Below are 15,548 nucleotides of genomic sequence, written 5' to 3' on the forward strand. Positions count from 1 at the left end.
ATGATCGACTACATGGTCGAATTCGACGAGGACACGCGTGCCATCGTGGACCTTACCCGCAAGCTGGTGCACAAGCACCAGATGCCGCTGGAGGCCCGCAAGCTGCAGGGCGGCGAGATCACCCCGCAGGACCTGCTGCCGGGCACCCGGGCCGCAAAAGAGGTGGGGTTGTGGGGCCTGACGCTGCCCGAGGCGCTGGGCGGCGCGAAGCTGACGGTGACGCAGCAACTGGCCGTCATCGAGGAGAACTTCCAGTGCCTGGTGCCGCTGCGCTTCGGCGGACAGGTGCCGCCGTTTCTCTTCAACGCCACGGGCGCGCAGAAGGCGCGCTACCTCGATCCCTGCCTGGAGGACCGGCTGCGCTACGCGTTTGCGCAGACCGAGCCTTCGGGCGGCGCCGATCCTGGCAATGCGATCCAGACCAAGGCCGTCAAGCGCGGCGACAAGTGGGTGATCAACGGCACCAAGGTCTTTATCTCCAGCGTCGGTCCGGCCGAGGTGATCTTCGTCGTGGCCGTGACCGACCAGGCAAAGCGCCAGCACGGCGGCATCTCCATGTTCGCGGTGGACAAGGCCAACCCGGGCCTGAAGGTGTCGCGCGACATCCAGACGCTGGACGGCATGATCACCAACGAGCTGATCTTCGACAACTGCGAAGTGCCGGAGGATGCGTTGATCGGCGCCAGCGGCGAAGGCTTTCGCAATGCCCAGATCATCCTCTCGCAGGCGCGCTTCGGCGTGGGCGCGCGCGCCATGGGCATCGCCATGCGCACCTTGGCGATGATGACCGACTACGCGAATCAACGCGTGGCCTTCGGTTCCACCCTGTCGCAGAAGCAGGCGGTCCAGGCCATGGTTGTGGATTCCTGGATCGACATCAACCAGTGCCGCCTGATGATGTATGCCGCCGCCCGCAAGGCCGATGCCGGCCACGACACGCGTGTAGAGGCCAGCCTGATCAAGATGCAGGCCACCGAGGTGGTCGGGCGCGTACTTGACCGCGGCGTGCAGATCTTCGGCGCGGCCGGGGTCTCGCTGGACAACCCCATCGCGCACTGGTACCGCTCGCAGCGCCCCGCCCGCATCTATGAAGGCCCGAGCGAGGTGCACAAGTACCACGTGCTGGCCCGCCACCTGTTCCGCTGATCGATGGACATCCCCATGACACCTGTACCGACCCTGCCTGAGCACTGGGCCCAGGTCCAGCCCGACCGGACCGCCGTGCTGGCCGCGGACGCCCGCCTGAGCTGGCGCGAACTCAACACCCTGGCCGACAACATCGCCAACCAACTGGCCAGCCGCGGGGTCGTCGCCGGCGACATCGTGGCCCTGCGCATGCAGACCACGACGCAATGGGTGGCCCTGATGCTGGCACTGTCCAAGCTCAAGGCCCGCCTGCTGGGCATCAACTGGCGCCTGGTCCCCGACGAGGTCAACTATGTGCTGGAAAACGCCGGCGCCAGCATGCTGGTTCTGGACGACGAGCAGCCGCATGGGTTCATGGACAAAATCTCCGTGCTGCCGCGGGACGCGATCATTCCGGTAAGCAGGACTGGCGCACAGAGCCAATGGAACGCACTGGTCCAGCCGGGCGGAGCGCCCCTCCTCATGGAAGAACTGTGCGAGCAGATCATCTACACCTCCGGTACCACGGGCAGGCCCAAGGGCGTGGCGCGCCACCTGCGGCCCCAGCCGGGCGACGAGCGCCTGAACCGCTATCTGGAAGCCCAGGGCGGCGCGTACAAGCGCTACCAGCCATCCGACGTAGTGCTGGTGTCCATGCCCCTGCACCACGGATCGGGCCCCTCGCAGGTGCGCGCGGCAATGACGCACGGCTCCATGCTGGTCCTGCAGAACCGCTTCGATGCCGCGCACTGGTTCGACCTGGCCGAGCAGCATGGTGTCACGCACTGGACCGGCGTGCCCACCATGTACAAACGGCTCAAGAGCTACCAGGAGGCTTCGGGCCGCCAGGTGCCGCGCCTCAAGAGCATGGGCATCGGCGCCGCGCCGGTCCCGATGGCGATCAAGCAGTGGGTGCAAGCGCAGTTCGGGCCGGTGCTGCATGAGGGCTACGGCTCCACCGAGACCGGCATGATCGCCGGCATGAAGGCGGAAGACCACTTCAAGAAACCCGGCTCCAGCGGCCTGCCCTATGACGGCGTGGAAGTCGAAATCCGCAGCGAGGATGGTGCGCCGTGCCCCTGCGGCACCGTCGGCGAGATCTGGGTCAACACCCCGGCCGTGATCAGGAACTATCTCAACGCGCCGCCGCTGGAGCAGGACACGCTCGATGCGCGCGGCTTCTTCCGCACGGGCGACATGGGGCATCTCGATGGCGACGGCTATCTCTACATCACCGACCGCGCCAAGGACATGATCATCTCGGGCGGGGTCAACATCTATCCCGCGGAAATCGAAGCCGCGTTCTACCAGCATCCCGGCTTGCTCGACATCGCGGTGGTCGGCCTGCCCGACGAAGAATTCGGCGAGAAAGTGGTGGCCTATTACGAGTCCAAGGACGGCCGGCCCATCGCGGGCGACGAACTGGCGGCGCTGGGGCAGGCGCACCTGGCGTCATACAAGCGGCCACGGGATTTCGTGCATGTCGCCGAACTGCCGCGCAACGCCGTCGGCAAGATCCTGAAGCGCGAGCTTCGCCAACCTCATTGGAATAACCAGGAGCGAAACGTATGAACTTGAACCTGACCGATCTCGACGGAAAAATCGCGGCCGTGACCGGCGCGGGCCAGGGGGTGGGCCGCGAGGTGGCCCTGCACTTTGCCAGGAGCGGCGCGCGCGCCGTCATCGTCAACGACTTCTATGCCGAGCGCGCGCACGCGGTGGTGCAGGAAATCGGGGCGCTGGGCGTGAAAGCCGTGGCGGCTGTCTGTGACGTGACCGACCAGGCGCAGGTCAAGGCCGTGTTTGCGCAGGCCGCGCAAGCGGCCGGCGGCAGCATCGACATCCTGGTCAACAACGCCGGCAATTCCGGCGTCAACCCCGACCCGGAAGCGCGCAAGCATTTCTGGGAAGTCGGCGAGGCGGCGTGGGACAGCTTTATCCGCGTCAATTTCTACGGCGTCATCAACTGCACCGCGGCGGTCGTGCCCGGCATGATCGAAAAGAATGCGGGCCGGCTGATCACCATCATCTCCGACGCCGGCCGCGTGGGCGAGCCCAACCTGGAGATCTACTCCGGCGCCAAGGCCGGCGCCGCCGGCTTCATGCGCGGCGCGGCCCGCGCCCTGGGGCGCTACAACATCACGGCCAATTGCGTGGCCATCTCCGCCACCGCAACGCCGGCGATCGCGGCGCGTCTCGAGGCCGATCCCGACAGGAAAAAGAAGATGCTGTCGAACTACGTGATCCGCCGCGTGGGGCAGCCCGAGGACGTGGCCAACATGGTGCTGTTCCTGGCCTCGGGATCCAGCTCGTGGATCACCGGCCAGACCTACCCGGTCAACGGCGGATTCTCGTTCAACCTGTAAGGAGCGCAGCATGACAACCGAGCAAGCCGCAGTGCTGGAGAAGCAAGACGGGGTCGCCGTCATCACCCTGAACCGGCCCGAGGTCAAGAACTGCTGCAATAACGCCATGGCGATCGCGCTGCAGGACATCATGGACGAGATCGAAGAGGACCGTACCTGCTTCGTTGCCGTCATCCATGGCGCAGGCGGCAATTTCTCGACCGGCGCCGACCTGAAGGAAGCGGCCAGCGGCGCCAAGCGCGCCAGGCTGCGCCGCGGCGGCTTCGGCTGCTTCATGCACCCGCTGCGCAAGCCGCTGGTCGCCGCCGTCGAGGGCTATGCGGTCGGCGGCGGCTTCGAGCTGTGCCTGACTGCCGACATGGTGGTGGCCGCCGCCAACGCCAAGTTCGGCCTGCCCGAGGTCAGGCACAACCTGGTCGCCGTGGGCGGGGGGCTGTTCCGCCTGCCCAAGAAGATTCCTTGCAATATCGCTTTCGAGATGGCCCTGACCGGCAAGATCTACGACGCCGACTTCCTGCGGCCCTATGGCATCCTGAACCGGGTGGTCGAGCCCGGCTCGGCCCTGGACAGCGCCATCGAGCTGGCCCGCTCGCTGCTGGTGAACGGCCCGACGGCCCTGGCCGCGTCGAAGCGCATCATGTCCAAGGCCTTCGAATGGCAGGAGCTGGACGCCTGGGAAAACCAGATGCCCATCGCCCAGGTCGCGCTCAACTCCAGGGACCGGGTGGAAGGACTCAAGGCCTTCGCGGCCAAGCGCGCGCCGGTCTGGTCGGGCGAATAGCGCCAACAAGGAGGAGACAACGATGCAACGACGAAGCTTTCTGCTGGGCTCCGCCGCGGCGGCTGCGGCATGGACGGTGCCTGCCCCGCTGCTGGCGCAGGACAAGACCCCGATCAGCATCATCCTGCCGCTGGGCGGCGGCTCAGGCGCCGATACCAGCACGCGCATCCTGGCCAGCATCCTGTCCCAGGAACTGCAGCGCACGGTGATCGTCGAGAACAAGCCGGGGGCCGACACCATGATCGCCACGCAGTACGTGCTGAACGGCCCGGCTGACGGAACCCGCGTGCTGATGATCTCGCCCAGCAACATGGTGATCGTGCCGTTGGTCAACAAGAGCCTGCGCTTCAATCCGGAAGCACAGCTGCAGCCCGTCATCACCTCGGCGCGGGGCGGCACTGCCCTGGTCGTGAAAGCGGGCAAGCACAAGTCGCTGGCCGAATTCGTCGCCTACGCCAAGGCCAATCCGGGCAAGGCGTCGCTGGCGACCTATAGCGGGCATTACTACAAGCTGCTGGCGCTGATGATCCAGCGCGAGCTCGGCATCGAGCTCAACAACGTGCAATACAAGGCCCCTGCGCCCGCGCTCAACGACGTGGTCGGGGGCAATGTCGATGCGATGATCATCGACGCCGGCGCCGCGCGCGAATTCTTCCGCGCCGGCAAGATCCACCTGCTGGCCTTGACGCACGAGCGCAGGCCTCCGGCCTTCCACGATGTTCCAACCTTCAGCGAGCTGGGCTACCCCGGTTCGACGGCTTATATCTGGATCGGCTACGGGGTCAAGGCCGGCACGCCGCCAGAGATGGTCCAGCGCCTGTACAAGGGGTTCTCCGCTGCGCTGAAATCCAAAGAGTATCTGGCTTACATGGAGCAATCCAGCGCGGGCTCCGAGACGGTCGACCTGGATCCGGAAAAGACCACGCGCTATGCACAGGAAGAGCGCAAGCGCTTTGCGCGCCTGATCGAAAAGACCGGCTACACCAACTGATGGATCGACATGGCTTGGCACACCGCGCTGTGCGCGGATGCCAGGCATCCAAGAGAGGATTGCATGAGCTTGCCTTCATCGCTGGCGTCGCGCCTGCGCTTGCCCCTGATCGCCGCGCCGATGCTGCGCGTGTCCGGCCCGGAGCTGGTGACGGCCGCGTGCCGCAGCGGCGTCATCGGCGCGTTTCCGACGGTCAACGCCCGCAGCGCCGCGCAACTGGACGCCTGGCTTACCGAGATCAAGGCCCGCTGCGCGGACGCGCCGGGCCCGACCGCGCCGGTCTGCCCGAACATCATCATGCGCCGCCAGGCCACGCTGGATGAAGACCTGCAGGTCCTCATCCGCCAGCGGGTGGAGATGGTCATCGCCAGCGTGGGCTCGCCCGAGGCGGTCATCCAGCCGCTGCACGATATCGGCTGCCTGGTGTTCGCCGACGTGGCTTCGATCCGCCATGCGGAGAAGGCGCTGGCGGCCGGGGCTGACGGCCTGGTGCTGCTCTCGGCCGGGGCCGGCGGGCAGACCGGCTGGGCCAACCCGTTTGCCTTTGTGCGTGCCGTGCGGCAGATGTTTGACGGCCCCATCGTGCTGTCTGGCGGCATGTCCGATGGTGCCGCGCTGTGGGCGGCCCGCACGCTGGGCTGTGACCTGGGCATGATGGGCACCCGCTTCATTGCCACGCGCGAAAGCCTGGGCGCGGAGCGCTACAAGGCCATGCTTGTCGACAGCCGGCTCGATGACGTGCTGCTGACCCAGGCTTTCACCGGGCTGGACACCAATATGCTGCGCCCGTCCGTGATCGCCGCGGGGCTCGACCCCAAGGCGCTGGCCGGCCCGATCACGCCGGAGCGGGCGGCCGAACTGTACAGCGAGCACCACAACGGCGGCCGCACGCCGCGCCGCTGGGTCGATATCTGGAGCGCGGGGCATTCGGTGTCAGGGGTCAATGCGGTGCAGGACGTGGCCGGGCTGGTGGACGAGCTTCTGACCCAGTACAGGGCCGCGCAGCAAGACACGACGGGGCTGCTGGCGACGGCCTGACGTCGGGACGACTGCCGCGTACGCCTGCGCGGCCGTGCACCGCGGTTCATGGCGATAGGCTGGCGTTCCCGGCGGCATCTTTCGCTGACCGCAACGGCAAGCCGTGGGGGTTCGCTTCGACCGCAACGAACCGCCGCTTTGGGAACGGCCAGTTGGCGGGTGTGGCCGCAGGGCTTACGCTTCGGATGCCGGGACGCACGCCTCCATTGCGCGCGTGCCTGCTCAGGCAACGCGCCGTGTCGCCCGCCAGCGCGCTCATTGCCCGGTTGGCCTGGAAACTTGCCGTGCTGGCGGCGTGCAGGATCCGCGCACATCCCGGGCAACGACGCGCGCGCCGGCGAGGCATAATATCCGCCTCATCGCACCGCTTCGACCCTCCAAGAATGGGTACATAAATGGGCACATTCAACCGCCTGCACCTGATCCGGCAAATCGACCTGTTTACGCTGCGCCTGTTCCTGTCCGCCGTCGAAGAGCAGCAGATCCAGCGTGCCGCGGCGCGGGAGAATATTGCCGCCTCGACCGCGACCAAGCGCATCCAGGACCTCGAAGACATCGCCGGCGTGAAGCTGCTCGAACGTGGCCCCAAGGGCGTAGTGCCCAGTCCGGCCGGTGCGGTGCTGGTCCACTACGCGCGCCGCATCTTCGATAACGTGGAGGACATGCGTTCCGAGATCGCGGCCTTTACCGAAGGGATGCGCGGCAAGGTCGTAGTGGCGTCGGCGCGTTCGATCATTGCGCCGTTCCTGGCGCGTGAGCTGGGCGACTATGCCCGCGATTTCCCGCTGGTGGAACTGGCCGTGCGCGAGGTCGAAAACGCGCAGATCCTGGAGGTGGTGTCCCGCAGCGATGCCGACATCGGCGTGTTTGCCATGGCCCACGAACTGGAGCTCGGCGGCGTTGACGTCACGCCGTACCGCCGCGACCGGCTGGTGGCAGTCGTACCCCGGACCCATGCGCTGGGCGCGCATGAGACCGTCACGTTTGCCGACCTGCTGCCCGAGCGCGTGATTCCGGTCGATGCGATGCTGGGCGCCTTCCGCGTCGCGGCAAAGCGGCTGGGAAAGGAGTTTGCGCCGGCGTTCAGCGTCCGCAGCGCAGGCACGGCAATCAGCCTCGTGCAGGCGGGACTCGGCGTGACGGTGCAGCCGGAGTGCCTGGTAAGCCATCAATTGTTCGATGACGTGAGCTGTATTCCGCTGGATGAACCGTGGGCGGTGCGCAGTATCCACATTGCCACGCCACGCGGACGGGTACCGAGTCCCGCCGCCGCCGCCCTGATGAAGCAACTGCTCGACCGTCCCGGCGAACAGGCGCCGGCGCCGGCGCAGGACTGACGTTCCAGCTTCCGCATCGCCGGCAGGGCGGGCATTCGTGCCCGCCCTTTTCATTTCGAACGCACCGAAGCGCCGCTTCAGAAATGGCCAGTTGGCCGCGCGGCGGCACGACTCTACTCTTCCAACACGCGCTGCACCGATGCAAGCCGGCGCCACCCAACAATGGAGAGATGAAGTGCAACCGAACTTCCTGAACGAATCCCAGGCCCTCTGGCTCGACACCGTGAACCGCTTCATGGACAACGAGGTCACGGTCGAGTACGTGCGCAAATGCGACCAGAACCGCGACTATCCGTACGAGGCCTACGACAAGATCGCGAAGCAGGGCTGGCTGGGCCTGCTGTTCAGCGAGGAAGAGGGCGGCGCGGGCGGCGACATCTTCGACTACACGCTGATGGCCGAGGGTCTCGGCAAGTTCGGCTTCGACTTCGCAGCCGCGGTGCTGGTGCCGACCTTCACGGCGATGAATATCGCCAAGTACGGCACCGCCGCGCAGAAGGACAAGTACATCAAGCCGTTTATCGACGGCAAGATCCGTTTCTCGGTGTCGATCTCGGAGCCCGACGCCGGTTCGGATGCCTCGAACACCAAGACCCGCGCCCGCCGCGACGAGAACGGCGACTGGATCGTCTCCGGCCAGAAGCTGTGGTGCAGCGGCGCGGCGGCGCAGGACACCGTGATCGCCATGCTGGTCCGCACCGATGCCGACAACAAGCACGGCGGCCTCTCGGTGCTGCTGATCCCCAACTCCACGCCGGGACTGGTCATCAACAAGCTGCCGACGCTGTCGCGCCACGCCACCGGCACCACCGAGATCTTCCTCGATGAAGTCCGCGTGCCGGCCGACGCCCTGCTGGGCGAGGAAGGCCAGGGTTGGGAAATCATTACCAAGCACCTTGAACTGGAGCGCTGCGCAGTGGCCGCCGCCTATGTCGGCAACGCGCAGACAGCGGTGTCGAAGGCCACGCAGTACGCCCACGAGCGCATCCAGTTCGGCAAGCAGTTGTGGGACTTCCAGGTGCTCAAGCACATGCTGGCAGACCGCCAGACCGAGGTGGATGCCGCGCGCCTGCTGTGCTACCGCGCCGCGCAGATGGCGGCGGCCGACGTGCCGTGCAGCCGCGAAGTATCGATGGCAAAACTGTTCGGCTCGGAGACGCTCAAGCAGTGCGCGCTGACCGGCATGCAGGTGCTCGGCGGCTACGCCAACCTGCCGGAAGCCGACATGGAGCGCTACCTGCGCGAGAGCGTGCAGTCGACCATTGGCGGCGGCACCTCGCAGATCCAGAAGACCATCATCGCCAAGTCCATGCGGATCGGCTGAAGCAGACGACATTGAAGGAGAGACAGCCATGAGCGACACGAGCAAGCGCATCATCAACAACCGCATCGACCAGACCTTCGATGAACTGCAGATCGGCCAGGTGTTCCGCTCGGGCGGGCGCACCGTCACCGAGGCTGACGTGGTCAACTACTGCGCGCTGACCGGCAACTGGATCGAGATCCACTCGAACACGCACTACGCCTCGAAGACGCGCTTCGGCCAGCGGCTGGTGCAGGGCTCGCTGACGTACTCGATCGTCACCGGCCTGATCCAGTTCGGACTCGGCATCCAGGCCAACTATGGCATCGACAACATGCGCTTCCGCAACCCGGTGTACATCAACGACACCATCTATGCGGTCTGCGAGGTCATCGGCAAGAAGGAGAAGGACGAGAAGTACGGCGTGATCAAGTTCCGCATCAGCGCGATCAACCAGAACGGCGACCTGCTCCAGCAGGGCGAATGGAGCCTGCTGATGCTGCGCAGGCGCGAGGATCTGGACGCGCTGATCGCATCGTCGCTGCCCGAACTGAAGGCGGCCTGAGGGCGACATGATGTCGACGAAGCCAGTCGCCGCGATTGTCGGGATGGGGGATGCCTACGCCTCCCGCCAGGATCGCAAGGATCCTCTTCAGCTTGCGGCCGAAGCCACGCGGCGCGCGCTGCGTGACGCGGGCATTCGCAAGGAACAGGTCGATGCGGTCTACACGGGCCGCTCGCCGTGGGCCGACAAGCGCTCGCAGTGGAGCAACATCTTCATCTCGCACATGCAGATGCCGGTGAAGCGCACCACCGAGATCACCATGCACGGCGCTGGCCTCACGGCGACGCTGGCGGTGGCTTCGGAGATGATCGCGGCCGGGCAGGCGGAGTACGTGCTGTGCCTGCAGAGCGATGCGACGGAGCTGTTCGTCGACGCCGTCGCCATGGGCGCCGAGGCCGACGCGGACCCGCAGTTCGAGGTGCCGTACGGCCCCATCATTCCGGCGCTGTACGGGCAGGCCGCCTGCCGGTATCTGCATGAGTACGATCTGACCGAGGCCGATCTGGCCGATGTGGCGGTGTCGAACCAGCGCTGGGGCGTTCACCATCCGCACGCGGCCAAGGCGCGCTTCGGGGAGGTGGACCGCGAGACGGTGCTGGCGTCGCCCTATGTCGCCAGCCCGCTGCGGCGCTGGATGTGCTCGACGTGGGGCGGCGGCACCGGTGGTGCACTGGTGGTCACGTCGCCGGAACGGGCGCGCGCGATGCATGCCGATCCGGTCTACCTGCTGGGCTACGGGTCCGCCACGACGCACGAATACCTGACGGACCGCATGAACATGCGTACATGTCGCTTCCCCGAGCTTGGCCCCATGCCCAACCTGACCCACACGGCCACGGCCGCGGCGGCGACCCAGGCATTCGGCATGTCGGGACTGTCGCGCGCGGATATCGACATGGCGCAAATCTCCGTCAACTTTGCGCATATGGGGCCCATCGTGATGGAGGACCTGGGCTTTGCCAAGAAGGGCCGGGGGATCGACCTGTACCGCGAGGGCCGCACGGGCTTCGACGGCGACCTGCCGACCGACACCAACGGCGGCTGGCTGTCGTTCGGCCAGCCGGGCATCTCCTGCAACATGGACAGCCTGGTCGAGGCCGTGCGGCAGTTGCGCGGCCAGCCGCTGGGCCTCGCGCCGCAGCGTCGGCCGAAGACCGTGCTGGTGCAGGGCGCGGGCGGCATGCTGGCGGCCGGCAGCGTGGTGCTGCTGTCTTCGACAACCTGAACGGGAGCACGTGATGATCCAGACGAAAGACGGCTGGCCGCAGCCTTACGCGCTGCTCGACGCCCGACCCTACTGGGAAGGGCTGGCGGCGGGGCAGTTGAAGTACCAGCGGTGCACCGGCTGCGGCGAGGCAGTCTGGCCGGCGCATTCGTTCTGCCCGCATTGCGAGGCGGACGATGGCGACGGGCTGGTGTGGCAGGAGGCCAAAGGCAGCGGCACGCTGTATTCGTACAGCACCGTGATGCGCGGGCCCACGCCGGCCTTCGCGTCGATCGCCCCCTATACCGTGGGCTTCGTGGAGATGGACGAGGGCTATCACCTGTTCGCGCAGATCGAGGGACCGCCGGAAGCGCTGCGCATCGGTGCGCGCATGACGGCGTGGGTGATCGAGCGGGGCGGGCAACGCCTGCCGGTTTTCGCCGCGGCCTGACGCTTCGCGCCCTCGCCAGGCATCCGGCAAGACATCTATAAAGAGATAGAAGGAGGAGACCCATGACCGACCCCCGTAAACGGGATCACCGGCGGCGCTGGCTACGCAAGGCGGGCGCCGCCTGCCTGGCCGGCTGTGCGGCGATGTTGCTGCCGCGGCTGGCATCGGCGGCGGCCGAGCCGTGGCCGACGCGCCCGGTGCGCATCGTCATTCCGCTGGCGGCCGGCTCCAGCGGCGACTTGCTCGCGCGCCTGCTGGCGCAACGGCTCGAAGGCATGTGGAAGCAGCCGGTGATCGTGGAGAACCGGCCGGGCGCGGGCGGCGTAATCGGCACTGAATACGTGGTGAACGCCACTGACGGGCACACGCTGCTGCTCGGCACGCAAAGCTCGATCCTGCCGAAGTTCACCACCAGGAACCTGAAGTTCGACCCGACGACCGACCTGGTTCCGGTGTACAAAGTCATCAATTACCAGCTTGTGGTCGCCGCCAATGATGGCACCGCCGGCAAGGCGAAGACCATGCGCGGGCTGGTCGACCTGAGCCGGCGTGGCACCGATGGCCTGTTCTTCGCCGGTACCGGCCGAACGTCGATCTTCAACCTGACGATGGCGCTGTTGAACAAGTCGCTCGGCATGAAATACGCACCGATCGACTTCAACAGCGTGACCGCGATGAACATGGCGGTGATGCGCGACGATGCGCAATTCCTCGTGAACACGCCAAGCTCGATGAAGTCGCAGATGGAGGCCGGCAAGCTGCGGCCGATGGCCGCCATCAGCACCGAGCGCTATGCAGACCTGCCCGACGTGCCGACACTGTCGGAGGCCGTGGGCTACAAGGGCTACCTGCCGCTGCTGTGGGCCGGCATGTTCGTGCCGAAGTCCACGCCGCCGGCCGTGGTCGACCGGATCGCGCGCGATCTCCGGGCGTTGTCGGCAGACACGCAATTCAGGAGTATGGTGGAGTCGCGCTTGAGCGGCAGCATGGTGGTGTCGTCTCCGGGCGAGTTCGCCCGACAACTGAAGGAAGAGGTCGCGGTATGGAAAGGCCTCTTCGCCGAACTCAACTATCAGCCGGAGTAAGAAGCCATGCGTGACCTGCCTCTCGATGGCGTGGTGGTCGTGGAACTGAGCGACAGCGCCTCGGCGCCGTTCGCCGGCCAGATCCTTGCGGCGCTGGGCGCCGATGTGTGGAAGATCGAACGCCCCACAGGCGATTCGGCGCGCGGCTGGGGGCCGAGCAAGTGGAAGGGCAGCGGTGCCGCCTTCCATGCGATCAACCAGGGCAAGCGCTTTATCAGCCTCGACATCAAGGACCCGGACGACCTCGCCACGCTGCATCGGCTCATCGCCGAGCATGCCGACGTCTTCTTCCACAATCTGCGCCCCGGATCGGCCGCGCAATACGGACTGGACCCCGACAGCCTGCGCGTGACCAAGCCCGAACTGGTCTGCTGCGAGGTGGGCGCGTTCGGCAATGTCGGCCCGCTGAACCAGGCGCCCGGCTACGACCCGCTGATGCAGGCCTTCGCAGGCATCATGAGCGTCACCGGCGAGGAAGGGCAGCCGCCGGTGCGTGCGGGCGTGTCGATCGTCGACTTCGGCGCGGGCATGTGGGCCGTCATCGGCATCCTGGCCGCGCTGTGCCGGCGGCAGCGCAAGCACGTGGGCGCCACCGTCCACAGCTCGCTGTTGGAGACGGCCATCGCCTGGATGACGGTCGGCATCGCCAACTACAACGCCGACGGCGACACGGGCGGCCGGCATGGCTCGGGCGTCGGCTTCATCGTGCCGCACCGCGCCTACGACACGGCCGATGGCCATCTGGTGGTCAGTTGCGCCAACGACCGGCTCTTTGCACGTTTGTGTGCCGCGCTGGACCGGCCGGAGTGGTCCACCGACCCGCGCTTTGCCACCAACGACGCACGCCTGCGCAATCGCGGACAGATCGATGCCCTGATCGGCGGGCGGCTTGCCGAACATCCCCGCGCTCACTGGCAGGAAGTGCTCGGCGCCGCCGGCCTGCCGTGCGCACCGGTGCAGACCACCAGCGAACTGGTCAATCACGAGCAGACGCGGGCGCTGGGCATCATCGGCAAGCCGACCGGGGACGATCTCGCGCTGGTCGGGCTGCCGCTGCTGTTCAACGGCAGGCGGCCAGGACCGCTGTCGGCGGCGCGCGACGTCGGAGAGGACAATGCTGACCTCGACAGGCTGATGGCGTCGCGGCGTGGCCGGCGCGAGGCGCAGTCGTCGGGCGGCGAGGCAGTGCTCGACGCAGGGATCGCGGAGTAGGCGCGGCGGCCATGACCGCTGATAGCGTGACCGTGGCCACTCGAAGGCGCGGCGCGCGAGGCAGACCCGGCTCATTCGCGAGCCGGGTTTCGACGTTTGAGGAGACCAATACGATGCGCAAAACCGAGGGCCCGCTCGCGGGCGTCAGGATCATCGAGCTGGGCGGCATAGGGCCTGTGCCGTTCTGCTGCATGCTGCTTGCGGATCTCGGCGCGGATATTGTCCGCATCGACCGTCCGCCTGGCCACGACGGCGGACAACCCGGCGATCCGCGCTTCAACCTGCTCAACCGCAGCCGGCGCAGCGCCGCACTCGACCTGAAGAAAGCGGAAGCGAAGGACGCAGTACTGAAGCTCGTGGGCCAGGCCGACGCGCTGGTGGAGGGATTCCGGCCAGGTGTTGCCGAGAAACTGGGGTTAGGACCCGAAGACTGCCTCGCGGCGAACCCTGCGCTGGTCTACGGCCGCATGACGGGCTGGGGCCAGGATGGGCCGCTCGCGCACGCGCCCGGCCATGACATCAACTACATTTCGCTGACCGGCGTGCTGCACGCGGTCGGCACCTGCGGCGGCCCACCGGTGATCCCGCTCAATCTCGCCGGGGACCTCGGTGGCGGCTCGCTGTACCTGGCGCTCGGCGTCGTGTCGGCCATCCTCGAAAGCCGGCGCTCGGGCAAGGGGCAGGTGGTGGATGCCGCGATGGTCGACGGCTCCGCCTCGCTGATGACGCTCTTCTACGGCATGTTCGCCAGCGGCTACTGGAAGGACGAGCGCGGCAGCAACCGGCTCGATTCGGGGGCGCCCTGGTACAACGTCTATGAGACGAAGGACGGCCGCTGGGTCAGCGTGGGGTCCAACGAGGCGCGCTTCTGGCGTGCGACGCTGGAAGTGCTCGGGCTGGACGAGGCGGAGATGCCGGACCAGCACGACCGTTCGCGCTGGCCTGAGGTGCAAGCGAGGTTCGCCGAAATTTTCCGCACGCGCACGCGCGACGAATGGTGTGCGCTGGCCGAAGGACGGGAGGTCTGCTTCGCGCCGGTCATGTCGCTGGCCGAGGCGCCCGGCCACCCGCATCTGCGCGCGCGCGGGACATTCGTCGAACGGGACGGCGTCGTGCAGCCTGCGCCCGCGCCACGCTTCAGCCGCACACCCAGTGCGATACAGAATTCCCCGTCCCGCCCCGGCGAGCATACCGACGCGGTGCTGAGCGACTGGGGCTTTGGCTTGCAGGAAATTGCGGCATTGCGCGCGGCCGGCGCCATCGTGTAAGGCGGCGGGCCGCGCGGCCAGTCAGTGAACCGTCAGTCCGCCGGTCGGGCTGATCGTCGCCCCGGTCAGGTAGCGCGACTCGTCGGAGGCAAGAAAGGCCACCACCTGGCCGATATCCTCCGGGCTCGCCACACCGAGCGGGCTGCTGGCGATGATCTTCTCGTACTGCTTGCGGTGCCGGTCCGACACGCCATCGGTGCGCTCGAAGGCGGCCTTCCACGAGGGACTGTCGCGTACCACTGTCACGCAGACGCAGTTCACACGGATCCCGTCGCGCGCCAGTTCCTTCGACAGTACCTTGCTTGCGCTGATCAGGCCGCCGGCAAAGGTGGCCACCGCGGTCTGCGTCGGCGTCGGCACGCGGCCGCCCTCCGAGGTCACGAAGACCACCGCGCCGCCGCCACGCTCGCGCATGAAGGGCAGGGCCGACTGCACCGGCAGCAGCTTCGCGGCGGTGTTCTCCGCCACCACGGCGCAGACGCGCGCGAGGTCGATATCGCCAAACGGGCCGCGCACGTCCGGGCGGCGCGCCTCGTCGTCGTTGCCGCCGGCATTGGCGACCACGATGTCAATGCCGCCATGGCGGCGCCCGGCCTCGGCGGCGAGCGCGTCCATGTCGGCCTTCACGCGGACGTCACCAGTAATGAAGTCGCCCTGTCCCCCTGCCTCGCGGAGTTCGGCGAGCACCGCTTCGGCCTTTGACGCGCTCCTGCCGCTGATGACCACCAGCGCTCCACGTGCCGCGAGCTGCAGTGCCACGCCCCGGCCGATCCCGCCGGTGCCGCCGGTGACGATCGCCACCTTGCCTTCAAGACTTTTCAT

15 protein-coding genes are annotated in these 15,548 nt (G+C 67.1%); 14 read left to right on the forward strand and 1 reads right to left on the reverse strand.

From position 1 onward, the window contains the following. The 14 genes from E5S69_RS12735 to E5S69_RS12800 all read left to right on the forward strand — a co-directional run bounded on the left by E5S69_RS12735 (nt 1) and on the right by E5S69_RS12800 (nt 14,726). Nucleotides 1-1,146 (forward strand): acyl-CoA dehydrogenase family protein, encoded by a 1,146-nt coding sequence (locus tag E5S69_RS12735; RefSeq protein WP_171514997.1) that lies wholly within the window; start codon nt 1-3, stop codon nt 1,144-1,146. 15 nt (nt 1,147-1,161) lie between these two features. Beyond that, nucleotides 1,162-2,697, forward strand: coding sequence for a class I adenylate-forming enzyme family protein (locus E5S69_RS12740; protein WP_171514998.1), 1,536 nt, complete (start codon nt 1,162-1,164; stop codon nt 2,695-2,697). Further along, the gene (locus E5S69_RS12745) at nt 2,694-3,491 is read left to right on the forward strand and encodes an SDR family NAD(P)-dependent oxidoreductase (protein WP_171514999.1); all 798 of its coding nucleotides are present in this window, start codon (nt 2,694-2,696) and stop codon (nt 3,489-3,491) included. The genes E5S69_RS12740 and E5S69_RS12745 overlap by 4 nt, the downstream gene beginning before the upstream one ends. A gap of 10 nt (nt 3,492-3,501) precedes the next feature. Continuing rightward, on the forward strand, nt 3,502-4,272 hold the full coding sequence (locus E5S69_RS12750) for a crotonase/enoyl-CoA hydratase family protein (RefSeq protein ID WP_171515000.1): 771 nt from the start codon (nt 3,502-3,504) through the stop codon (nt 4,270-4,272). A gap of 22 nt (nt 4,273-4,294) precedes the next feature. Further along, nucleotides 4,295-5,263: a Bug family tripartite tricarboxylate transporter substrate binding protein gene (locus E5S69_RS12755; protein WP_171515001.1), complete on the forward strand. Its 969-nt coding sequence runs from the start codon at nt 4,295-4,297 to the stop codon at nt 5,261-5,263. A 63-nt stretch (nt 5,264-5,326) separates the two neighbouring features. Further along, entirely contained in the window at nt 5,327-6,301 is a 975-nt protein-coding gene (locus tag E5S69_RS12760) for an NAD(P)H-dependent flavin oxidoreductase (protein WP_171515002.1), read from the forward strand. Between the two features lie 395 nt (nt 6,302-6,696). Then, nucleotides 6,697-7,638 carry a LysR family transcriptional regulator gene (locus E5S69_RS12765; RefSeq protein ID WP_171515003.1) on the forward strand — a complete coding sequence of 314 codons (942 nt, stop codon included), beginning with the start codon at nt 6,697-6,699 and terminating at the stop codon, nt 7,636-7,638. A 175-nt stretch (nt 7,639-7,813) separates the two neighbouring features. Next, on the forward strand, nt 7,814-8,962 hold the full coding sequence (locus E5S69_RS12770) for an acyl-CoA dehydrogenase family protein (protein WP_336510592.1): 1,149 nt from the start codon (nt 7,814-7,816) through the stop codon (nt 8,960-8,962). A gap of 28 nt (nt 8,963-8,990) precedes the next feature. Continuing rightward, a complete protein-coding gene (locus E5S69_RS12775) occupies nt 8,991-9,506 on the forward strand; it encodes a MaoC/PaaZ C-terminal domain-containing protein (RefSeq protein WP_171515005.1) in 516 nt (171 codons plus the stop codon). A 10-nt stretch (nt 9,507-9,516) separates the two neighbouring features. After that, nucleotides 9,517-10,731, forward strand: a complete 1,215-nt coding sequence (locus E5S69_RS12780; RefSeq protein ID WP_171515107.1) for a thiolase family protein — start codon at nt 9,517-9,519, stop codon at nt 10,729-10,731. Nucleotides 10,732-10,744: 13 nt separating this feature from the next. Beyond that, nucleotides 10,745-11,161 (forward strand): Zn-ribbon domain-containing OB-fold protein, encoded by a 417-nt coding sequence (locus E5S69_RS12785; protein ID WP_171515006.1) that lies wholly within the window; start codon nt 10,745-10,747, stop codon nt 11,159-11,161. Between the two features lie 62 nt (nt 11,162-11,223). Beyond that, a complete protein-coding gene (locus E5S69_RS12790; RefSeq protein WP_171515007.1) occupies nt 11,224-12,246 on the forward strand; it encodes a Bug family tripartite tricarboxylate transporter substrate binding protein in 1,023 nt (340 codons plus the stop codon). 6 nt (nt 12,247-12,252) lie between these two features. After that, nucleotides 12,253-13,458 carry a CaiB/BaiF CoA transferase family protein gene (locus tag E5S69_RS12795; protein WP_171515008.1) on the forward strand — a complete coding sequence of 402 codons (1,206 nt, stop codon included), beginning with the start codon at nt 12,253-12,255 and terminating at the stop codon, nt 13,456-13,458. A 113-nt stretch (nt 13,459-13,571) separates the two neighbouring features. After that, on the forward strand, nt 13,572-14,726 hold the full coding sequence (locus tag E5S69_RS12800; protein WP_171515009.1) for a CaiB/BaiF CoA transferase family protein: 1,155 nt from the start codon (nt 13,572-13,574) through the stop codon (nt 14,724-14,726). 21 nt (nt 14,727-14,747) lie between these two features. On the opposite strand, the gene E5S69_RS12805 is transcribed toward E5S69_RS12800, so the two are convergent. After that, the gene (locus E5S69_RS12805) at nt 14,748-15,548 is read right to left on the reverse strand and encodes an SDR family NAD(P)-dependent oxidoreductase (RefSeq protein WP_171515010.1); all 801 of its coding nucleotides are present in this window, start codon (nt 15,546-15,548) and stop codon (nt 14,748-14,750) included.

The organism is Cupriavidus necator (assembly GCF_013141915.1).
GTDB lineage: Bacteria > Pseudomonadota > Gammaproteobacteria > Burkholderiales > Burkholderiaceae > Cupriavidus > Cupriavidus necator_B.